This window comes from Bradyrhizobium sp. 154 (assembly GCF_023073875.1).
Lineage (GTDB): Bacteria > Pseudomonadota > Alphaproteobacteria > Rhizobiales > Xanthobacteraceae > Bradyrhizobium.
Window position 1 is genome coordinate 1 of record NZ_JADPKG010000036.1, and the last position, 21,104, is coordinate 21,104.

The following is a 21,104-nucleotide window of genomic DNA, read 5'->3' on the forward strand; positions in this document are numbered from 1 at the left end:
CACGCCTCACGTTCCAGGCGGCGACTGGACTGCACCCGATTGAGATAACCGTAGATGTAAAGCTTCAGAAGGACTGCCGCATGGTAGGAAGGCCGGCCCCTCTCCTTGGCGATCACACGCTCAAACCCCATTCCATGCAGGTCGAGCGCCTCGACGAACACATCGATCACATGGACCGCGTTGCCCTCGCTTACCCAATCCTCCAGACATTCCGGCAAGAGCGTCAGCTGGGATCTGTCCGCGCCTTCAACGAAGCGTCCCATCCGTACCCCCCATCAGGAAACGGAGGAATCGTACCTCACTCGTGGCTTATTACACAGCCAGGGTCAACAGCGGACATGATCGCCAATTCAGGCCCGGCGGTTGGAATTACATCATGCGCCGAAGATGAAGCGAGCTCCGACCGCTGCGTGGATTACTTTGTCGGGCATTTCGACCCGCACAAGGTCGTAGAATCGTTCCCCGGCACAATGCCCCGGAATCAGATAATCGGGATTGATCTCCTTGAACGCTGCGATCACTTGCCGAATGTACTCGTCGGTCAGGGGCGGCACGATGTGGAAGCCGCCAATGACCGCGTGCACCTTCTGGATGCCGGAAGCGGCTTGCGCTTGCTTGATTGTGTTGATCACACCGCGATGACTGCAGGAGGTCAGCACGACGAGACCTTTGCCTTTGACGACGAAGTTCGTTCCAATCTCGTGCTCGAAGTCATCGGGAATGAAGCTGCCGGTGTTCTTTGCTGCCGGAACCTTGTCCGCGAAACACCCGAACCCGTTGACGATCCCGACCTTCTCGCTGCTTGGCCGCAGCGGTTTTTCGAAACCGCCCTGTGCGATCTTGCCGGTGGTGAAGGCATGGTCAGCAACGATGGCAGGCCCTTCAGCCATCATGAGCGAGAGGTCCGCGTCCAAGATTGCCTTTCGGTCAAGCGCCCCATACTGGCCAGCAGCGGTCTGGCGCATGCAAAAGCAATCCTCGCCGCCGACGAAGAACGGCAGACCCTTTTTGAGACGCCCCTTGGTCACCGAGAGGAAGCCAACCAGCCCACCGAAATGATCGTAATGGCCATGGCTCAGCACCAATGCGTCGAAGCGAGCGGGATCAATTTTGAGCACAGACATGTTGTTGAGGAGCGTTTGCGGCTGATAGCCGAAGTCGACTAAAATATTCCGTACCTCGTTGCCGCGCCGAGACTCCGCGTGCATTGATAGTCCCCACTCGGCGACGAGGTCCACGCTCGGTGGTGCGTCTGGGCTCAAATTGCCGCCCGGCCGCCGCTCGATGGTCAGCCCGTCTCGCTTCTCAGTCGGGATCCATTTGATGATCTGGTTGTCCGTGACGATCCGCACCGCGACGCTATCCACTTCCGGCGGCTTGGAGGCCAGCTCCTGGGCCTGTGCGGTTCGTGAGCTGCTGGCCAGGGTGCCGATCAATGCGGTCACGAAACCCGCTCCGCCGGCGCAAAGCAAGCCGCGCCGCGACATCGATAAGATTCGGGGATTACAGTTGCATGTGCCAATGAACATGACGAAATCCTCCCCTGCTCGCGTGGCGGCAGGTCACTTGGGCCAGCGCCGCAAGAACCCGGCCGTGCGCACGGCGAGTGCTCAGTGAGACACCGGCACAAAAAGATTGTCGGCTTTATTGAGAGTGCGATGCCCGCCGACGGCATTCCCCGCTGCCCATCGAAATCTAACGGAGACGTCGGCTCATCCCGTCTCAAAGAGCAGCTCTAAAGAAGTTTATCTGATTTCACGCCCAGCGGAAAGACTGCATATTAGCCCGAGCGCGGCACAAACAATTCGGCCCAAACGAGTGTCCCAATGTCCGAGTCGAGTCAAAATGTGAAGAACTCAAGCCGAAGCGCGTTAGGGACGGTCATTGCTGACCGCCCCCCGCCCAATTCCGTGCAGGCGGAATTCCCGCACACGGCTCCTGCCTTGGGTGCATGACGGCGAAGCGCTTGTCAGGATACGGATGAAGGATACGCGATTGGGGGAGCCGGTCGGCGGCCAATCCTTGCATTCGTTGCCATGAGAAGCGGTCCTTCTGGCCGCGCCGCCGCAGCGTGCGCAACCAGATGCGCGTCACATGATAGTAGAATGCTCTCAATGCAGGGCCGTTGGTCGGCACGGCATGGTAGGCGAAGAAGCCTCTGACCACTTGCTTGAGCCAAGCCCCTTGCTCGGGGATAGGTTCGTGCATGCGCCGTCGCAATTCCTCCTTGACCCTCCTGAGCGTTGCCCGCATGCGATCGCGCCGCGTTGTTCTTTTGACAAGGAACTGCCCACGGCTGTTGCGTTCACAGATGAAGGTAAAGCCAAGAAAGTTGAAGGTATCCGGTTTTCCGAGCCCACGATGAGCTCGTCGTTCTGCCGCGAAGCGGCCGAACTCGAGCAGACGGGTCTTGTCCGGATTGAGCGACAGCGAGAACTCCTCGAACCGCTTGCTCATATCGTCCCAGAAGCGCCGGGCGTCCGCCTCGTGCTCGAAGCCGACGACAATGTCATCAGCATACCGCATGAGGATCGTGTCGCCCGCGGCCTCGTGCCGTCGCCGGGGCGCGGCCCAGAGATCGAACACGTAATGCAGGTAGATGTTGGCGAGCAGCGGTGAGATGACCGACCCTTGCCCCGTCCCCTTTTCACTGACCGTGACAACCCCGTTCTCTAGGACACCAGCCTTCAATCACTTCTGGATCAGGCGGATAATGCGCAGATCGCCACAAATCGCACCAGCCTGTCTTTGCTGACTGAGTCAAAAACGAGGCCACATCTGCGTCAGAAATGAAGTTCACTCGCCTGCTCGTGATCCCGACGATCAGCGCAAGCATTGTGCCGACCTCGCTTGGGTCGGAATCCGTAGCTGAACCCGAGGAAGTCTTCCTCGTAGATGGCGTTCAGCACGGCCGCGGTCGCTCTCTGGACGATCTTGTCCTCGAGTGCCGCAACCGCCAGCGGACGCTGCTTCCATCAGCCTTCGGTATGTACGTCCGGCGTGATGGCAGTGCCCGATATGCTCCCCGTTTAACCCGCTCATGCAGATCAGTGAGGTTTCGGTCAAGGTCTGCTTCGTAGGTCGGCTACTTCAGTCCGTCCACCCCAGAGGCGGCATCGCGTTTGAGCGCGAAGAACACCATCCGCGGGCAGTCGATGCTGATGTGGTGGAGGAGTGCGGTGAACCTCTCCTTCTTCCGTTGTCTTGCGGCTTGCCGTACGCGCTCCAGTGCCTGTGTCACGCGCTCCCGTCCCTGTGTCCGGTGCGTGCTTTGGTGGCGCGCGTTCCCCTTGACCCCCGCCCTTGGCTCCCACCGGCTCCGCTGCGGTCGGGACCGCGTTGTTCGTCGGCTTCACAGCTACTATGGCAGAGTCTGACTTCTCGCGACCGTGCATCATCGGCTACGGCTCCTCGCCTTCCCGATGCGGACCGACGGCTGTTGCCGAGCGGTCGATCGCGAGATCTCCCGGTTCCCGTGCAAGGAGCGTCTGCACATGCCAGGGTCTCTGACCACGCCGGGTCGTCCTGGCGCTCGCGATGACGCGCCTGGATGTGTTGCCTTCCGCTACTTGCACGGCGTCGGCACCCGGAATAGGACTCTTTCGCGGCTCGATGGCTGGCCTATGCGCCCCCTGTCAACGCTTCGCCGAAACCCTCGCGGGCAACTGCGCATGACTCGGGGCCGATGTGGATCGCTACTCCTTCATCGTAAGAGACTTGCACTCTCTACTCCTTGCCGGTCTCCCGGCGCTTCGCAAATCTGGTCCGCCATGCCTCACTGAGCGGACCTCGATGAGGTGCGCCGCTTCTTCGCTGATGAGCCACAAGTGACTCGTGCACCGACAGCAACAACTCCCCTGATCGATCACCTCGTCGGCGCGGGCGAGCAGCATCGGCGAGACAGTGATGCCCAGCGCCTTCGCGGCCTTCAGATGACCAACTCGAATTTGGTCGGCTGCATAACCGGCAGGTCGGCGGCCTTGGCGCCCTGAAGAATTTTGCCGGTATAAAGTCCAACCTGCCGGTACGCGTCGGCCAGACTGATCCCGTAGCTCATCAGGCCGCCGGCCACGGCAAACTCCCGGAACTCGTAGATTGTGGGAACGGCGTAGCGCGCTGCCATTGTGACGATTTGCTGGCGGTGAGCGTTGAAGAACGGATCGGCCGCGACGAGGAGAGCGTCGGCATGATGCTCGGCCAGCATCGCGAAGGCCCTGTCAAGTTCCGGCTCATTGTGTGCCCTTAGAACGTGAATCTTCCGCGCGAGGGTTTGCGCAGCCGTCTTCGCCTCCGTCAACTGGCTGTCGGCGCCGGGGGTGCCCGGATTGACCAGCATGGCGATGTCGCGGCGTTTGGCACCAGTTCGTGCAGCAGGTCCAGCCGCTTGGCTTCCAAAGAGTTGTCATCACATAAACGCCGGCGGCGTTTCCGCCGGGTCGGTTTAGCCTGACAACGAGGCCCAGCTCGACAGGATCAGTGGCTGAGGAAAACACGGTCGGAATTGTGGTGGTCGCAGCCTTTGCGGCTAGCGCCGAGGCGCCACCGCCGGTCGCTACAATCACCGCAACCTGCCGCCGGACCAGATCGGCAGCCAGCGCGGGCAAGGATCATTGTGATTCTCGGCCCAGCGATATTCGATCACGAGGTTGTGGCCTTCGATAAAGCCGGCTTCCTTCAGACCCTCGCGGAACGCGGCTACGGGGTGGGCGATCGCAGCACGCGACAAGTTGTTGAGGAATCCAATGACCGGTGTGGCCGGCTGCTGCGCGCGTATCGAGAGCGGCGCGACAACGATGGCCGCTCCTAATCAAACTTATAAAACACCGGCGCCCAATCATGATCGCTCCGATCGTGTCATTTTCCGATTTCGGCAGCGCGCGGCTTGCCATCATAGCCGCTGAGATGATGGTATCGAAAGGTTGGTGATGTCTGGTCCAGGTCAAAAGCGTTGATCAAGAGCGGGTGAGCAATTTCCGGTCCACGTTCAGGAGCTAACTATCTCGCCGCTAACGTGCGGTTCGGCTAGGGCCAAAGACGGAAGCTCGGCCTGATGCGCGGGGCCGAGGCTCCTTGCTCAATAGAGCACCGAGGGCAGATAAAAGCCCTTAGGCTCGTTGTAGAGGCCGGTCGTCATTAGGGTCATCTGGTGCACTAGTCGGAGGCCATTTTGCAGACACCAGCGGAATAGTTCGCTATTTCGGGTCGGCACCAAAAAGCCGCCGCCGGGAAAGCCCGGAGCAGATCCGATCAGAGCCTTCAGACCTTCGTTGCTCTCGGCGACGGCATGGGCGAAGAACCCGACATCCGTCGCGTAGGCAGTGATCTGGCCGAGATGCACGACGACCCGCGCCGTTCCCGCATTAATCGCGTCATCGAGTTCGCCGCCACGATCATGACCGTGAACCCGATGACATAACAAGTTGCAGGCCACGAGATCGGTCGCGCCGGCCGGACGCACGTCGTACCCCGGCAAGCTGACGCCCAGCGGCGCCCCGTTCATTTTCGAGATCGTCTCGCGGGTGTCAAAGCCGAGCTTGGCGTACAAACACAAAGAACGATTGTGAAATGCGGATTGCAGCAGCCTCACCCCGGCCGCATGCCGATCGCGCGCGCGGTCGCGTGCAGCCTGCATCAATTGGCGCCCAATCGTCGCGTTCTGTGAGGCCGGATCAACTGTGATCGGCCCGAGTCCGGCAATCGGTCCGCGTTCATCGAGAAAGTTGCTGCCGACAACCCTTCCGTCCTTTTCGGCGACAAGCGAGTAGAACCCCGGGTTGGACAGCAGCATCATCAGGACCTGCGTGGCCACCTCCACCGACGGAAAATCCCACGGGAAATTGTGCTCGTCGTCAATCGCCCTGAACGCTTCGAAGCAGATTTTGCCGCAAACGGTGGCATCCGACGGCGCGCCTGGTCGCAGCACGATGCTCATTCGTCCCTCCCCTGCGAATTGCTCTGACGCCTTATCCGAGCCAACAGTTCCGGGGATTTCAAGCTGCAGCTTATTGCTCTCAGCGTAGATTATCCAGAGCTTCGCTGCCTATCCGCCTCGGTCTTCTTCAGAGTACCCAAGAAGGAGTTCCTCCGAATTGTGGTCTACTGTCCGGGTCGGGTCAAAGGCAGCCCTCGGCAGCTTGCAAGACCCTTGGTCGGCTCACCTCCCGGAAGCGGCCGTCGCGGGGTCGCAGCTGCGGGGCTACTTTCTAGCTCGGCATCGAAGTGGATGATGCTTTGGCGATAGCAGAACGGTTGATATCTCAGGGTCAATCGCACCGAAGCGGACTGCCCCGCGTCAGGTCCGTTTAGTTTCCTTGGATGCGATGGCGGGCGTGCTGGATGGGCGTCAATCGTGTGCACGCCGAATAGCAGAGCGCGTCTGGTTTGGTCCAATTTGGAACAAAGGAGATTGGTCCAGGTAATGGTTCCATGGTAATGCGTACAGCGGGCCAAGCAATGGTCACAAAGATTCAGCGAATGCTCAAACGTTTGCCGACGTATGTAGCCGACATCAAGGAAAATCCCCGATGGCTGCCGATGTTTGCACTGGGGCGCGTGATGCTGTTCCGCAACCTCGCATGGAAGTTTACCGCTCCGCCGGAACACATCGATCTCACGAACACGCTTTTCCCGGAACTTAGCGCCGAGCATGTGACGGAGCAGTTGCGGCGAGACGGGCTATTTCAGGGCGTCAGCCTTCCGGCAAACATTACGTCGCAGATCTCTTCCTTTGCCCGACGCACGCCCTGTTTCGGCAATTTCGACCGCAAAATTGAGCTGGTCGCCGAGGAACATCGCCCGATCGAGCTTGCGACCGGGAAGGCCATTGTCACAGGTCACTTCTTCGAACGCGTGCTGGATTGCGAAGCGGCCTGCCGCGTCCAGCAGGATCCGCTATTGTTGCAGATCGCCCAGAACTATCTGGGAGGCGAGGCGCGCGTCACCGCGACGCGGCTCTGGTGGAGCTTTCCGAGCAAGAACGCGAAAGACTACGACCTCCATCTAGCCTCACAGGACCGGTTTCATTTTGATCTCGATGATTGGAGGATGATCAAGTCCTTCTTCTACATCGAAGCGGTAGACGAAAATTCGGGCCCGCATGTCTATGTCGTGGGCAGCCACAGGCAGCGCCTTCTGCGACACCAGTTCACCCTCATGGTCGGCCACCCCTCCGAGGAAATCGAGCGGACCTATGGTCGCGAAGCAATCGTGAAACTGACGGGGCCTGAAGGCTTCGGCTTTGTCGAGGATCCCTTCGGATTCCATATGGGTTCGCTGGCCAAACGCGCGCCGCGCCTCATCTTGGAAATCAGCTTCGGCGTCAGCGAAAAGCTGCACCGCCGTTTCTATGGTGAGCCAGTGATTCATTAGCTCCCAGTTGGCGGTTACGATGTGCGCCGACCCGGCGACGGCGATTAAGCAATTCCTTCGGCTACGGACGACCGAGTTTCACCGCGCGGGCAACGCGCAGTGGGGTGCCCCAGCTCGATCATAGACCGAGAGGGGCCGCCCCCAGAGGTTGGACCTTCAAGCCTTGAAGAAGGTCGCAAGATAGAACACGGCAGCCAAGACGATGGTGATACCGATGACTGTAAAGGCGGCCTGTCTGGTTGAAACGTCGCGCATATCAACGCCTCCTTCAGTTGGACACGCCTAGCACCGTCAAGGACCGCTTGTTGTTGCCCGGCGTTTGAAACTCGATGGCTTGGCCAACCGACAGGCCGATCAACGCAGCTCCAACCGGCGTGAGAACCGAGACGCGCTTCAGCGTTATGTCCGCTTCGTGGGGATAAACCAATACCACGTCCCGGACTTCACGGTCTTGTCATCGCAGTACCGGACCTGCGAGCCCATGCGGACTACGCCGCGCAGATCGGAATTGTCCGCCACCACGCTTGCATGCTCTATCTCCTGTGCAAGGAAATGGGCCACGCGCGGGAAGAGCACCGCGCTCGAACTGGCCAGAGCGTTGAGACGCCTCGCCTCATCCTCTATCACAGCGATGGGCGGCAACACGATTTCAGGTTTGCCTTTGCGATTAGTCTTGCTCATTACCTTCTCTCCTTTCCTAAGCGGCCGATGGTCCCGGATCATTGTCATCAAAGAGCTTCTTGCCCTTGACCTCCGGATTGCTAAACAGAACCCTGACAACATCATTCGGATCACCTCGGCTGACGCGTTCGATCTTGACGACGTTGGTGCGCCCAGCGGTGAAGAAGGGAATTTCGCTTCCGACCTTCAGCCCGACCAACGCTGCACCCAACGGCGACATCACGGGGATTTGGGTTCGCTCGGACGTGTAGTCTTCGGAGTACACCAGTTGCCTTGTCTCGCGGGGGAAGCCCCAAGTGATCCAGAACGTCACCCACGAACCCATGGTAACGATGCTGTCCAATCTGGCTGCGCGATCAGGGACGACTTCCGCACGGTTGATCTCACGCAACAGAAAACGTGCGTCCACGTCGCCTTGATCCGCGCCCGCCTGCGCGAGCCGTTCCAAGCGGCGATGGTCAGACGCCGGAAGAGTCACGTTCGGGAAAAAGGGTTTGTTCACGACATGCCTCCTTGTTTGGGCTTCTCCTCGCGCAAGAGCCACACACCAAATCTGTTTGATGAAGGAAGGGGATAATCCGGACGGCACCAACTACCGTCCGGCTAAGCTCCTGCTTGGAGCCGTCCGGCGTGCAGGCAACGCCGCGCATTGCGCGGATCGATGTCGAGGACGTGGATCATGTCGCGGCCACCATAGGACCTTCCGCTGTCCATGTAACGCGACTATAGAGCACACACGTCGGGAGAGAGTTGTAAGGATTAGTGATGTCCGTTTGGATCACATGCTGGAGTGAAGAGACTTCACGAATCCGCTCTCCACCTGAAAGCAGACGGTCGTTGGATGGTCGGGCGAGGCAGCTACGGATGACGCTCGGCGCATAATCTGCGCCACAGAGTAGTTCCGACCTACCCAAAAAATCACCCCCAAATTGATGACGCTGTTCCGTTGTATGCTGCTCTGCACGCTCGGGAACGCCGCTTGTTAAAAATCATTGATTCGTTGTTTTTTGTCAGTGAGTGGAGTTGATCATGCGTCTTCTGTTTGCAAGAATCGCGATCGCGTCCTTATCTGCTTGCTTGCAGTCTCCGTATGCTTCAGCACAAAACTTCGACGATAGATGGTCTATTATTCCGAAGGCACATGCTGAACCTGCTCCTGAAGAGAAGGAGCAAAAACAAAGTCCTCCTGAGGATATTCAGGCAGGGCCACTATGGACGCGGACGCCAGACGATCTCCGGCCTTCCAAATCGTTCAATAAAGCCTTCACCGGAAAAGCGTCCTTCTATTCTTATACAAAGGGTAAAACAGCGAGCGGGTCGCTCTACAATCGCGATGAAATGACGGCGGCCCATCGAAGTCTTCCCTTCGGAACTCGGGTTCGCGTCACCGACATTGCGAGTAGCAGGTCGGTCATAGTTCGGATTGCAGACCGCGGACCGTGGATTCGCGACCGCGTGCTGGACCTCTCCCTTGGCGCTGCACGCGGCTTAGGAATTACTGATCGAGGTGTGGCACAAGTTCGAGTAGAGGTCCTTTAGGTAAGCGCCGCGCTCTATGTGGCAACAGTCGTGTGCGGCTGTCAGTGGGCGATTCGCCTCGGCAGCTGACGCGAGCAGAACGCTGTGCTGACAGGATAGGGCGCCTTTGCCGACAGCCACTTCGTGCTGAGGCGGAAGCACTGTGGCCGCTTCGTGCTGAAACGGCTGCAGTTGTTAACCGCGTTGGTTGCGTGAGCTTCGAACACGATCGCCTTAAAGCCGATCGTCATTGAAGGCGTGACGCTTCAGGATGTCGGCGAACGCCCACAGTTTGCTTAGCCCGCCTAAGATTCGAGCTGTTTGGATGTCCCTGGAGTCTGCATCCAGCAACGACCGCATCGGGCCATCACCGATAAGCTCGGAAGGAGCATCTGATTTCTGCTTCGCTTCCAAAACCCGACATTACATGCTCGCGCTAGCGCGGGGCCGTTTGTTGAAAACTCGCTGCGGGAATTAGGTAAGATTAACCCGAGCTTTACGGAATGCAATCATTGATGATGGCCAGGACGGGCCACAACCCGTCCGCCCATCATGGCCGCTTGACCGACGGCAAGCTGCTATCAACTGTTTTTGCTCTGAGCAATGACTTGCGGTTAGGGTCACGAGCGTCGATAGGCCATGACGGCAAACACGTCCGGTCTACCCCAAAGAGCCGACGCCAAGGCGAGGATTGAGGTTCGACGCTAAGGGCCAACAGCGGAAGTACACGTGGCTGGAAGGAGTCGCCAACCTGAGGCCCTAGTTCAGCTTACGACGCAGCTTCTGGTGATCCTCCGCAGGTCGGCGCCGTACTCGTCGATGATGCGCCGCGCCTCGTCCAACCAAGACGGCTTGGCTTCCTTACAGGCTCTTTGTCGCGGTCTGGCATGGCCCGATGGTGTGGCGTAGATGCCCGGTTGCTTGAGCTAGATGAAGTGGTCTGCGCGAGCTGTGGCGGCCTCCTCGCAGTGCCGCTCTATGGCCTCAAGGGCTGGCCGAAACCGCCGATATTGGTTGAAGTGCCCGGCGTTGTGACAGACGCGCCTCCCGAGTGGCTTAGGTCAAGACAGAGGAGCCAGACCGATCCAGCATTTCGCGAACTTTGAGAGCCAACTTCGCTTGGGTAACCGGCTTTTCCAGAAGATCAACGCCTTCATCGAGCCGCCCTTGGTGGACGACCGCATTTCGAGAATAACCCGTCATGTAAAGTATTTTAAGCTCTGGTCTTATCTGTCGCTCGTCGGCCCAATTCACGGCCGTTTATGCCGGGCATCACGACGTCTGTGAGGAGCAGATTCACCTGCTCATCTTGTTGTAAAAGGATGGTCAGCGCAGCTTGCGCCGTACCGGCCGATAAAACTCGATAGTTGAGATCCCGCAATACGTCTGCGACGTAGGTCCTGAGGTCAGGGTCGTCCTCAACGACGAGGATCGTCTCTGTTGGTTCGCTTTTCGCTAGGGGTTGGTCGTCACTTTCGATGGTAGGTTGCACGGCACCATGATAGCGAGGAAAATACATGCGAATGCTCGTGCCTTCGCCAGACTCGCTGCAGATTTTTACGTTAACCGCCGTTAACGGCTTGGTAGATCGCTGGAGACGGACCGATCCGTTCTCGTTCGACGATTCGAACAGCAGCTTGTCTGCCTGACGGATGAGAGCTTCGCACTCGGGGCTTCAGCCGAGAGATCCCTTCAGTGCCTGTATGGGCCACGCGATAGCAGACGCGGCATGAATTTTACCCACGTACTCGGTTCCTACGCTTACACCGGGATCATCGCGCTATTTCTTGTCAGCTACCATTACATCCGCAACCTACAGAAGGTGTGACCAATGTGCAACGAGCGCTTGGCTTCACCACTGCAATGTCGGCAACCGAACAATCCGGCCCACGACCTACGCGGTACAATCGGCGCGGCCAATTAATGAGGGCCTGTGGATGACCTTTTCAAGCTCGAAAGATCAGACCTTATTGTCTCTTTGGGAAAGTGTGCAACGACAAGTGTTGGCTGATCGCTCGAATGGCCGCCGCTCCCGCATTGCTGGCGACAATCTGCGCAACTATGCAAAGTTGCTCCGTTCGGAAATGGATCGGCGGGAGCTCAAGTACACCTCCATCAACTCGACTGAATGAAACAGAGGGTGCCGACGGGGCACACAGAAGATGAGGGAGATGCATGAGCAGTTCAAGAAGCTCCGCAACGATGCCGCCGACTGCAAATCGATCAGCGATGTCATAGACCTGCAAAAAAGAGAATTGTTCGCGAGGCTTGCCGATCACCTGAGCGTGTTGGCTTCAGAGGTCGAGCGCGCCATTGCTGCGGCAGTCTCTAGCGCCCAACCCGAGCTATAAAGGTGCGCTGGCATCCATGATCGAGGATGCCATGGTCAGTAAAGCGCGACTTCGCGACGGCGGGCTACCTGGCATCAAGTAATCTCGTTCGCGTCGCCTATTCCTGTATGCGGTGCCGAGCGGTCTCCTTGCGGCGCTCCGCGCGACGGGGCACGATGTTATCGAGACCTAGATCGAGGTGTCGAAAGACGAACGTACGCGCCCATTGTGCCGCACAATCTGTCCTGGTCAGGTGTAAGGGAGCATCTCCTGCAGCAAGCGATCCGCGGCGGTTAGCTGATCAAGCCGAAGCACGAGCAGCTCGTTCAGCCGCGCCACCTGAGATTGAGATTCCTCAACGTATCGACCTGTCATCCACACCTTCAAGTAGGCCATTGAGAGCTCTAAGGCACTCGATAACGACATTGACGTTCCGTCGCAGCAATTCGCAGTCCGTTCTGGTCTGGACAATCAGGTACCGCTCTCGACTGAATGGCAGCGGGATGATGTTGGCAGCCGCCCACTCGGAGGCCCCATCACGGATTGTGGCTGCGACCACGCCAGCGTAACTCGCTGATGTTGAGGTGCTTGTCATAGAGGCACCTCAAGCTGCGCGTACGGTGGTCAGGAACTTCTCGACCTCTGTCTTTAACCTCGCGCTGTCGTTTGACAACGTTTGCGCCGAAGCGAGCACCTGACATGAGGCTGAACCGGTTTCCGTGGCTCCCTGCTGCACCTCCGTGATATTGGAGGCGACCTCATGGGTACCTTGCGCAGCCTGCTGGATGTTGCGCGATATCTCTTGCGTGGCCGCGCCCTGTTCCTCGACCGCGGATGCGATTGCGGAGGAAATTTCCGAGATCCGGCTGATCGTGCCGCTGATTTCCTTGATCGCGACGACGGAATCCTGGGTGGCCGCCTGTATATCGGTGATCTGATGACTGATCTCCCCAGTCGCCTTCGCGGTCTGTTCGGCGAGCGCCTTGACTTCGGAAGCAACGACAGCGAAGCCGCGTCCGGCCTCGCCGGCCCGCGCCGCTTCGATCGTCGCGTTCAGCGCCAAAAGGTTAGTCTGTCCTGCGATCGTATTGATCAGTTCGACCACGTCGCCAATGCGGGTTGCCGCCTGTGACAGCTTGTTGACACGATCGTTGGTTTTCTGTGCCTGGTCCACTGCCGCGCCGGCAATCCTGGCTGCGTCCTGCACCTGGCGACTGATTTCAGTGACTGATGAACTCATCTCTTCGGTCGCGGAAGCAACCGATTGAACGTTGGTCGAGGCTTCCTCTGAAGCCGCGACGACCATGCCGGAGCGCTGCTGGGTGCTCTCGGCCGTCCTGCTCAGAGTCTTGGCGGCCGCCTCGAGTTCGGTCGAGGATGACGACAGCGTCTCGATGATCTCTCCGACCGCAGCCTCGAACCGGCCAGCGAGTTGTTGCATGTCAGTCTTGCGCTGGGCGGCGGCACGAGCCTCCGATTGCGCCTGTACGGCACGCAGCCGGTCGGTTTCAATCATATTGTCCTTGAAAACCTGAACCGCCTCGGCCATCTCGCCCACCTCATCAGCCCGGCCCAGACCGGGGATCGCGGTGGACGTATCGCCTCCCGCAAGCCTGCCCATGGCGGCGGTCATCCCCTGGATCGGGCGCGCGATCGCGCCAGCAGTGAGCAGCGCAATGGTGGCGCCGAGGCCCAGTCCTGCCGCAAGCAAGCCCCAGAGGACCAGCTTCAGGAACGATATACTCGTCTGCACCTGGTGGCTTTCCTCGGCCAGCATCCTGTTCTGGTTCATCTTGATGCCTCCAGAGCGGGTGCCGTCGGCACCCTTCGGCCCGTCAAGCAGGTCGAGAATCTTCAACGCCCGCGGCGCCGCTTCCGCTACGAGAATATGCACAGGCGCGTTCCAGTCCGCGGACTCCCTGAAGGCGAACATCTTCTCATAAAGGGGGACAAATTCGCCCCGCGCCTTCGTGATCTTCTCGAAAGAGAGCAGCTGAGACGGCGTGAGCAGGTTCTTCTTCGCACTCACCGCGGTATAGCCGTTGTCGAAGAGCTCCCAGGGTTTGAAGAATTTTTCCTTGTCGTGCTTTTCACCCGACAAGAGGTACATGCGAAGTTGAGCGGTCGCGGCGGCAAAATTGCCCCGCGTGTCTGCCATGGCTTTCAGCAGTCTCTTCCGCTCCGCCGTCGCCTCCAGGCCTTCCTCGTCGTTGATCATCTTGGTGATCTCGGAAAAGATTGTTTCGGCGCGCGGGCCGGCTTCGGTCACCAGTAGCTTAGTTGCTGGATATGCCTCGGAAGTGAACGCGACAGCTTCGGCCTTGTCCTGGGCAGCTCTGAATTCTGCGAGCAGGGCCTTAGCCTCGGTCCATTTTCGGCTGTTCTCAGGGTTGGTAAAATGTACAGCCTTCTCATCGAAACCAGCAACTGTGGCATCCATTTCCTTCCACATCGCGGCCCGATCGAGCCTGCCTTGCGGATTTCCCGTCAAGAGATAGCCACGCAATGTCGCCAGTGTCGAATAGAGATTACCAACCAGCTCTGTGCTCGCGAGCGCGACGGGTGTGCGCAGGTTCACCATGCGATCGACAGTCGTGGAAATCCCGCCGACGGCAAACACCGTGTATCCGACAGAAAGCGCGATGATCGCGCACACAGCAAAAAAACCCGAAATCAGTCGCCCATGAATACGAAGTTTGAATTGGAAAGGCATGGCAACACTCCGCGGGTCCTCGGACCCCTAAAAAAGGTCAGTAGGTGACGCGCCTGGTCGGCGCAGCGGCGAGCTCACTGGATTACGACCGCAACGCACGCTTCTCGAGCGTCTACTTCAGCGTGTGATCGATGGTGACGACAATTCCCTATGAGCGGGTTAAGAAATTGACCCTCATATTCCTTGTGCGCGCAAAAATTTTTACTTTGAGCGGTATCATCTGAAACTCAGGTCGCGCACTCCTCGCAAATTTTTCGCTGACTCGGCCGCGGAATGCGCGCGCAGCCCAAAAACTGAGACCAAGACTGTCAGTCAAACCGATTTATGGAAACTGAGAGCGAGCAAGATTGCGACAACCTGTCTCATCATCATCGTTGCCGAACCGCAGGCTTGCCCACAGATCGGAACAAGAACTCAACTCCGGCTTCGGGCGGCGGCTTTTCCGTTGTTCAGCTTAGGGCCCGGAAGCGGAAGTCGGAATGTCTACTTGGTCAAGGAGTTCGGCAAGGGCAAGAAGGCTTCGTATCTCACGCCGGACTACACCTACGGTCACACCGTCACCAAGTCGATGCAGGACTTCCTTGCGACCGCCGGCTGGACCACCGTGACCAACCAGGTGGCGCCGCTCGGTGCGCCTGACTACTCCTCATATCTTCTGAACGTCGCGAATTCCGGCGCCGACGTGCTGATCAACGTCAACTGGGGCCACGACGCGGTGCTGTCGACCCAGCAGGCCAAGCAGTTCGGTGGGCGACGTCCACGCCGGGGTCGTTTCAGGCGTCAACAACGCGGTCGCCCGGGTGGCAGGTCTCTTTGCAGTCGCGGCGCTTGGCGCCGTTTTGTTCGCCAGCTTTTCGTATCATCTAGCCGGTGCGCCGCGGGCACAAGCCAACGGAGCGCTGAATGCAATACTGGCCGGACAAGCCGGCATCACCGAAGCCGCAACGGCAGCGTTCGAACGCGCACTACGCACAGTGTTGCAAGTGGCGGCGCTCTGCGCCTTGCTAGGCGGCATTCTTCTTCGGGTTGTGGATCCGACCGATTGGACCGCAAGCGGCGCGTTGAAAGCGGACATCAAGGGAGATCCGAGTCGGGCGGCGCCCACCATTGAGGGCCAATGGTCGACAGAAATTCGCGTTTGACGAGCAGCCCCGCCGGCACAGCGTAATGGCTCTTCGTCGCGCTTAAGGTGCTCTGCTTGATCAAGGAGAAGGCTCGCCGAACTTCATCTCTTCCTGTCCAGAGGGCGGGGCCGAAGGGGGTGACCAATCGGACATTCGAGCGCGGCACGATCCCAGCGTCCGACATCGGCTGCCGCCCGATAGGTGCTTTCCAGAAACGACATGAGCGTCGCCTCGGGATCGCTCGACTTCGTCACAATGTCGTAGGCCAGGAGATATTCTCCGAGCTTCGGATCGAAATATGCGGCCGTCGGCAAAATCTGTTCATCGGCAAAGCCGTTCGGAGTGGGATAGGCATAGGAGTAGAAAGCCGCAAAGTCTGTGCCGCCTCCGCCCGGCCAGAAGCCGGCGGATGAGACTTCATCACTGTAGGCCTCGCGCGTCACTTCGTCCGGTAAACCCGGTACCCCCCCGGGGTGAAGCGGAGCAGGACGTCCGGAGAAGCGCGTCACCGCGAGATCGAAGCTGCCCCAAAAGAGATGGACCGGACTGACCTTTCCGGTGAAGCCCGTCCGAAACCGATGAAACACACGGTCGATCGCAATCAGGGCCCTGAAGAACCGCGTCGCCGCGTCTGCATCATAGGGTCGGATCTGGCGGTCGTCCCGGAAGGGGATCGGATTGGGGACTTCATTGGGCCGGTCGTCGAATTCCGGTGTACCGCCGAGACGTCCCACCAACTCACAGAACCGGGCGTTAAAGTCGGCGACGGACATCGGCCCGAGCGCCATTTCAACCCGGTGCCCGTCAGAGGCCTCTCCGATCACGATATGACGGGAGAGATCGAAGGTGATCTCGATACCAGAGGCGTCTGGAACCAGCGAAGTCGTGAGCCCGCGAGCATTCACGTAGAAAGTCGCGTGCCATGAATGGTTCACCCACGGCGTCCCTCGCGAGCCGATACTTGCCGACAACTTGGCAATACAAATGAAGCGCGGAACAGGTTTCGCACCATGCCTCGAAGGGGATTTCCGGCCAGATCGCGCTCATAACGTTTCCTCCTTTGTGTTTGGTCGCACGGACGAGGCGCTGGTATCGTTGTTTCACATATGAGCCTTGAAGGTGACAGGCATTGCGTTTGCAGCGAAAAACAAAGCAGCAAGTCGGAGAGACTCCTGGGATCAGTGTCGCCAAGTTCGTTGAGATCCGGGCGTTTTCCAAAGGCTATTTTGGGCCGGGCCGCCGCGCGAAATGGCCGGTTTGGGTCAATCGCGCCGGTTTGCCCCTCAGCCTGAGACTTCGGGTCTACCCCCAACTGCGGACATGTCTCCGCCTGCGCAAACTGTCGCGAAGGGGCCCGAGCGGACCAAGGTCGGCCCGAGCTACTTCGGATTGCGCGGGAACGGGATGAACCCGTCCCGGTTCGGCATTCTCACCTTGGGCAGCGACTGCGCGTCGATCACATCGTTCGACCCGACGACCCCGTTGAGATTGAGGATATAGGCCGATACCGCGTAGAGTTCATCCGCCGTGAGCGATTTCGACTCTTGGAATGGCATGGCGCGGCGGATGTAGTCGAACAGCGTCGTTGCATAGGGCCAGAAACTTCCCACCGTCTTTATCGGTGTTTTGCCCGGCGCCAGTGTGCCCATGCCGCCGGCGAGCGCTCCAGCGAGCGCGACACTGGGGCTGATTCCCTTCTCGCCGTGACAGGCCTGACATTTCGCTACATAGATGGCTTCGCCCTCGATTGCGGTGCCACGACCAAGCGGCAGACCTGCGCCATCCGGTCCGATGCTGATGTCCCACGCTGCGATGTCGGCGAGCGCGATCGGTTGCCCGAACTGCGGGGCCTGGGCCACGGCCGCCGGTGCAATGGTCAGCATAGATACGCAGACTGCAACGGCTTTAAGCGTAAACATTGCTGGCCTCCCCCATCTCGTCGATGCGCCAGCTTGCGATGGCGTTGTAGTGGTAGACCCCACGCAAGCCGCGCTCGTCGGCAAACTGCGCGCGCGTTGGCTGCACCATGCCCGTGTCGTCGGTGGCGCGACTCTGCAGCACGGCGGGACCGCCATTCCATTGCCATGCTGCGCGGAAGCGCACGGGCGCCTTTGGTAGGATCGGGCCCTGCAAAGCTGCCGGCGCCCAGCTTCGTCCGCCGTCAGCCGACACGTCGACCTGCCGGATGCTGCCGTTGCCCGACCAGGCCAGCCCGGAAATCTCGTAGAACCCCGGTCCCCTCAACGCGAGTCCCGGCGACGGACGCGTGATGACGGATTTTACTTCGATCGGGAACACGAACTGCCAGGCCTTTTCATCCTTGAGCAGGATCGTGTATTTCGATGTTTCGTCTTTGGTCATGGCGGGGCCGGCAGTCAGCTTGAGCCGGCGCAGCCACTTCACGTTCATGTTGCCCTCGAAACCAGGCAGCAGCAACCGCACCGGATAGCCGTTCGAAGGCCGCACTCGCTCGCCGTTCTGATAGAGACAGAGCAGCGCATCATCCACCGCTTTGGTGAGCGGGATGCTGCGGCTCATAGCGGCAGCGTCAGCGCCCTCGGCGATCACCCAGCGCGCCTCAGGTTCGATGCCAGCTTCGTCGAGCAACGTGGAGAGCCGCACGCCGGTCCATTCCGCGCAACCCAGCAGGCCGTGAATAGCCGCTACATTGAGCGGCTGCGCCTGAGGCGCGTTGAGCGCCTGGCTGTTGCCGCCACACTCGATGAAGGCGATGCGTGATTGCATCGGATAGCGCGACAGCGCTTCGACCGTAAACACAAGCGGCCGCTTCACAAGTCCATGGATCACCAGCCGATGCTGATCGGGATCGATTTCTGGGATTCCGGAATGGCTACGCTCGAAATGCAGCCCGGATGGCGTGATCATTCCTTCGAGCAGGTGCAACGGCGTGCGTGATGCGCCGACACCGGCCGGATTGGGAGGAGGCGGAAAGACTTTGACGACCTTGCTCTCGAACGGTGAGGGCTGGCCGTAGCCCGCAAATCCCGGACCCGGCACCTTCATCCATGGCTGCACCGTAAGCGGTTCTGCCGATCCGCAGGACAGGCCCGCGCCCGTCGCACCAACAATGAGCGCGCCTTCAAGAAAGATACGGCGGCTTAGAACTCCATTGCCCGCCACCGGATCGCCTGGTTCAGGATGTGTCTTCTTGACCATCAGCGGCCCTCCCTCGTTTCGGGTGCCCGTGCGCACGGCGAGTGCTCGGCCAGTGACCGGCAGAAAGAATGGTCGGTTCTTTTGAGAGTGCAATGCCCGCCGACGGCATTCTTCACTGCCATTCGCCTCGAACGGAGACGTCGGCACGTCTCGTTTCAAAAAAAAGCAGCTCTAGATTACAGGATCCCATCTCCATCCAAAAGACGTTCATATTGGCCAGGATGTCGCAGAAACAAAACCAATGACCCCGATGTCCGAGATGGGTCAAAAGCACCGTTCGGACATTTGGCCGCTCGCTTCCGGTTTACCCCAATCATCCGACAATTTTAGCGCTCTGCCGAGACTTCGCCGGGTCAAGCTGACATCCATCGCCATGGAGCTTTGAGGACTTGTCATGATCTCTCCATCCTAGAATTTGAGCGTCGTTCGGAGGCCGAAGATCGAAGCGTTCTTGAGAGACTTACCTGCCAGAGCGCCGGCGGGCAGCGCGGCCCCGCCTCCGGGATGGACGATGTATTGGAAATTCGGCTGCAGCGTCCAGCCATCCTTGATCTGATACTGGTAAACGGCCGTCAGCAAACCTTCGAAGCTTCGCACTGGCCAATTCGGATTGACCAACGTCCGGTAGTCCGCGTCGAGAGCCTGCGCCCGTTTGGAGACATGAGCATAACCCGCGGCGATGCCGAACTTGTCGTCGGGCCGATCGTCGCGAAGCCCGATGAACTCGACGCCGGCATCGGCGTAGAGATCGATCAGGTTGCGATCGGCGGGCGCGCCGGCGGCTCTTGCGAAGACACCGATCCCACGATCGTCGCTGTGAGGCACGCGGTAGATCTGTTGCTCGAAGACCGCCCACCCACCGAAGTCTCCTGCCAGCAATAGGGGCTCGCCGCTGCTACCGGGAGCGGCGAGCGAGACGCCGTTCGACGCGAGCTGTTGATCGGGGAAAGAGCCGCAGTGCCGCCAGCCGCCGAACTTGATCTGGCCGGTCAGGTTGGGATCGCCCTTCTTGTTGTTCCAGGCGTACTCGATCTGACCGAGCAGCAACGGCGGATCATTGACGCGGAAATTAACGCCGTAGCGATTGCGCTCCTGGGGGTCGCCGGATCCGGGTCCGGCCTGGTCGCCGTCGAAGATCCCGCCCAGAAGCGAAAGCTGGTCGGTCACGTTGACCAGCAGTCTTGCGCCCATGGCCGCCAAAGGTGGCGATGGTCCGCCGCTGGGAAGGTCGAGCGACGTGATCGCGGGCCACCCCATCGAGGCATTGGTGAACACGTCCGTGTACTTCGTGTTGAAGAATTCGCTGTCGGCGGCGAGCTGGCCGGCTTTGAGCGAGACCCTCTTCGCGCCCCATTGCTTCTCGAAATAGGCTTCGTAGAGACGCGTGGACGGTAAAGCCTCGATTCCGCTGACGACGAAGAAGTTCTGAAGATTGCGCCGGGACAGGCCGTCGCCATGAATTTGGAACATGTTGGCGTGAAAAGTGAGCTTGTCGATGCCAACGAGCTTCTGCAGGTCGACATCCACGGCGAGGTTCAGGCGGCCTTCGTAGATGGCGCCCTGCTTCAGGCCGCCGGAAGCACTCCCAAGCACCTCGCCGATGTAAGTGGCCGCGAACTTCACACCGTACTTCTGCAGCGGATTGGGCAGTAGGCCGAGCGTCTTTTCCTCAACCGTGCTCTCACCCGTGTCCGGATCGGCCGGCTTGTCGTCGTCGGTCTTCTTGTCCTCCTGGGCCGCGGCACCGGCTGCGAGAAGCAAGACGACCGACATCGAAAGAGCTACCTGCCTATAGGCTCGCCTGGGTCTCGACACGCGAGTTCCTGATCCCAACGGTGGGCCTACGAATATCCCGATCTTCGAGAGCGAGTCCACAGTCGAAACGTCTTCCAAAAAGAAGGGGCAGAAAACTGGCCTCCCCAATCGCAAACATTGTTGAATCGCGGGGCGCGAAAAGTCCGCTATAGTGAGGCTTTCCCTTTTTGGGGGCATTCATGTTCGATACGGCTGCGCGCGGTCCTCGATGAAATCTCTGAGAGCGTTTCGCATCGCGAGACGGAGCGCGTACCGATGTCGCCTCTAAAACTTTGGAGGCGGCTATCGGCGCCTGCATGTTCTGCTCAGGCGGGAGGGCTATCTGGTCAACCACAAGAAACTGTTCCGGCTCTACCAGGAAGAGAGGCTCGCGGTCCG

21 protein-coding genes and 2 pseudogenes are annotated in these 21,104 nt (G+C 59.4%); 7 read left to right on the top strand and 16 right to left on the bottom strand.

The window, feature by feature from the left end; genetic code table 11:
• The 6 genes from IVA92_RS08125 to IVA92_RS08150 all read right to left on the bottom strand — a co-directional run.
• Positions 1-263: transposase (locus tag IVA92_RS08125; protein ID WP_247534184.1), on the bottom strand; the 263-nt coding region annotated here is incomplete at its 3' end.
• Between the two features lie 111 nt (positions 264-374).
• Positions 375-1,445, bottom strand: a complete 1,071-nt coding sequence (locus tag IVA92_RS08130; protein ID WP_247276064.1) for an MBL fold metallo-hydrolase — start codon at positions 1,443-1,445, stop codon at positions 375-377.
• A 436-nt stretch (positions 1,446-1,881) separates the two neighbouring features.
• The gene (locus IVA92_RS35965; RefSeq protein WP_346015576.1) at positions 1,882-2,691 is read right to left on the bottom strand and encodes a reverse transcriptase domain-containing protein; all 810 of its coding nucleotides are present in this window, start codon (positions 2,689-2,691) and stop codon (positions 1,882-1,884) included.
• Positions 2,692-3,928: 1,237 nt separating this feature from the next.
• Entirely contained in the window at positions 3,929-4,336 is a 408-nt protein-coding gene (locus IVA92_RS35655; RefSeq protein WP_253075218.1) for an ABC transporter substrate binding protein, read from the bottom strand.
• Between the two features lie 222 nt (positions 4,337-4,558).
• Positions 4,559-4,726 carry a hypothetical protein gene (locus tag IVA92_RS08145; protein WP_247276065.1) on the bottom strand — a complete coding sequence of 56 codons (168 nt, stop codon included), beginning with the start codon at positions 4,724-4,726 and terminating at the stop codon, positions 4,559-4,561.
• 348 nt (positions 4,727-5,074) lie between these two features.
• Entirely contained in the window at positions 5,075-5,932 is an 858-nt protein-coding gene (locus IVA92_RS08150; RefSeq protein WP_247276066.1) for a GNAT family N-acetyltransferase, read from the bottom strand.
• 542 nt (positions 5,933-6,474) lie between these two features.
• On the opposite strand from IVA92_RS08150, the gene IVA92_RS08155 reads away from it, so the two are divergent.
• A complete protein-coding gene (locus tag IVA92_RS08155; protein ID WP_247276067.1) occupies positions 6,475-7,368 on the top strand; it encodes a hypothetical protein in 894 nt (297 codons plus the stop codon).
• 268 nt (positions 7,369-7,636) lie between these two features.
• Here the strand turns inward: IVA92_RS08155 and IVA92_RS35970 are convergent, their stop codons facing one another.
• The 3 genes from IVA92_RS35970 to IVA92_RS35740 are packed head-to-tail and all read right to left on the bottom strand — an operon-like array spanning position 7,637 to position 8,551.
• A complete protein-coding gene (locus IVA92_RS35970) occupies positions 7,637-7,801 on the bottom strand; it encodes a GreA/GreB family elongation factor (protein ID WP_346015528.1) in 165 nt (54 codons plus the stop codon).
• Positions 7,768-8,049: a hypothetical protein gene (locus tag IVA92_RS08160; RefSeq protein WP_346015577.1), complete on the bottom strand. Its 282-nt coding sequence runs from the start codon at positions 8,047-8,049 to the stop codon at positions 7,768-7,770. Before IVA92_RS08160 ends, IVA92_RS35970 begins: the two co-directional genes overlap by 34 nt.
• A gap of 16 nt (positions 8,050-8,065) precedes the next feature.
• Positions 8,066-8,551, bottom strand: coding sequence for a GreA/GreB family elongation factor (locus IVA92_RS35740; RefSeq protein WP_247276068.1), 486 nt, complete (start codon positions 8,549-8,551; stop codon positions 8,066-8,068).
• A gap of 527 nt (positions 8,552-9,078) precedes the next feature.
• Between IVA92_RS35740 and IVA92_RS08170 the strand changes: the two genes are divergently transcribed.
• Positions 9,079-9,588, top strand: coding sequence for a septal ring lytic transglycosylase RlpA family protein (locus tag IVA92_RS08170; protein WP_247276069.1), 510 nt, complete (start codon positions 9,079-9,081; stop codon positions 9,586-9,588).
• Positions 9,589-10,780: 1,192 nt separating this feature from the next.
• On the opposite strand, the gene IVA92_RS08175 is transcribed toward IVA92_RS08170, so the two are convergent.
• A complete protein-coding gene (locus IVA92_RS08175; RefSeq protein ID WP_247276070.1) occupies positions 10,781-11,086 on the bottom strand; it encodes a response regulator in 306 nt (101 codons plus the stop codon).
• Positions 11,087-11,504: 418 nt separating this feature from the next.
• Between IVA92_RS08175 and IVA92_RS08180 the strand changes: the two genes are divergently transcribed.
• Positions 11,505-11,699 carry a hypothetical protein gene (locus tag IVA92_RS08180; protein WP_247276071.1) on the top strand — a complete coding sequence of 65 codons (195 nt, stop codon included), beginning with the start codon at positions 11,505-11,507 and terminating at the stop codon, positions 11,697-11,699.
• A gap of 39 nt (positions 11,700-11,738) precedes the next feature.
• Complete coding sequence (locus IVA92_RS08185) at positions 11,739-11,918, top strand: hypothetical protein (RefSeq protein ID WP_247276072.1); 180 nt, start codon at positions 11,739-11,741, stop codon at positions 11,916-11,918.
• A 228-nt stretch (positions 11,919-12,146) separates the two neighbouring features.
• On the opposite strand, the gene IVA92_RS08190 is transcribed toward IVA92_RS08185, so the two are convergent.
• Both IVA92_RS08190 and IVA92_RS08195 read right to left on the bottom strand, forming a co-directional pair.
• Complete coding sequence (locus tag IVA92_RS08190) at positions 12,147-12,293, bottom strand: hypothetical protein (RefSeq protein WP_247276073.1); 147 nt, start codon at positions 12,291-12,293, stop codon at positions 12,147-12,149.
• A gap of 208 nt (positions 12,294-12,501) precedes the next feature.
• A complete protein-coding gene (locus IVA92_RS08195; protein ID WP_247276074.1) occupies positions 12,502-14,610 on the bottom strand; it encodes a methyl-accepting chemotaxis protein in 2,109 nt (702 codons plus the stop codon).
• 487 nt (positions 14,611-15,097) lie between these two features.
• On the opposite strand from IVA92_RS08195, the pseudogene IVA92_RS08200 reads away from it, so the two are divergent.
• Both IVA92_RS08200 and IVA92_RS08205 read left to right on the top strand, forming a co-directional pair.
• Positions 15,098-15,358 (top strand): annotated as a pseudogene (locus IVA92_RS08200) (ABC transporter substrate-binding protein); the annotation flags it as partial.
• Complete coding sequence (locus tag IVA92_RS08205; protein ID WP_247276078.1) at positions 15,357-15,752, top strand: hypothetical protein; 396 nt, start codon at positions 15,357-15,359, stop codon at positions 15,750-15,752. The pseudogene IVA92_RS08200 and the gene IVA92_RS08205, both read left to right, overlap by 2 nt.
• A gap of 83 nt (positions 15,753-15,835) precedes the next feature.
• Here IVA92_RS08205 and IVA92_RS08210 read toward each other — a convergent pair whose 3' ends face one another.
• The 4 genes from IVA92_RS08210 to IVA92_RS08225 all read right to left on the bottom strand — a co-directional run bounded on the left by IVA92_RS08210 (position 15,836) and on the right by IVA92_RS08225 (position 20,786).
• Positions 15,836-16,669: a DUF5996 family protein gene (locus IVA92_RS08210; protein ID WP_346015489.1), complete on the bottom strand. Its 834-nt coding sequence runs from the start codon at positions 16,667-16,669 to the stop codon at positions 15,836-15,838.
• Positions 16,670-17,113: 444 nt separating this feature from the next.
• Positions 17,114-17,653 carry a cytochrome c gene (locus tag IVA92_RS08215; RefSeq protein WP_247276075.1) on the bottom strand — a complete coding sequence of 180 codons (540 nt, stop codon included), beginning with the start codon at positions 17,651-17,653 and terminating at the stop codon, positions 17,114-17,116.
• Entirely contained in the window at positions 17,640-18,911 is a 1,272-nt protein-coding gene (soxC, locus tag IVA92_RS08220) for a sulfite dehydrogenase (protein ID WP_247276076.1), read from the bottom strand. The genes IVA92_RS08215 and soxC overlap by 14 nt, the downstream gene beginning before the upstream one ends.
• 408 nt (positions 18,912-19,319) lie before the next feature.
• Positions 19,320-20,786 carry a carbohydrate porin gene (locus IVA92_RS08225; protein ID WP_247276077.1) on the bottom strand — a complete coding sequence of 489 codons (1,467 nt, stop codon included), beginning with the start codon at positions 20,784-20,786 and terminating at the stop codon, positions 19,320-19,322.
• Between the two features lie 220 nt (positions 20,787-21,006).
• Here IVA92_RS08225 and IVA92_RS08230 point away from each other — a divergent pair.
• Positions 21,007-21,104 (top strand): annotated as a pseudogene (locus IVA92_RS08230) (IS3 family transposase); the annotation flags it as partial.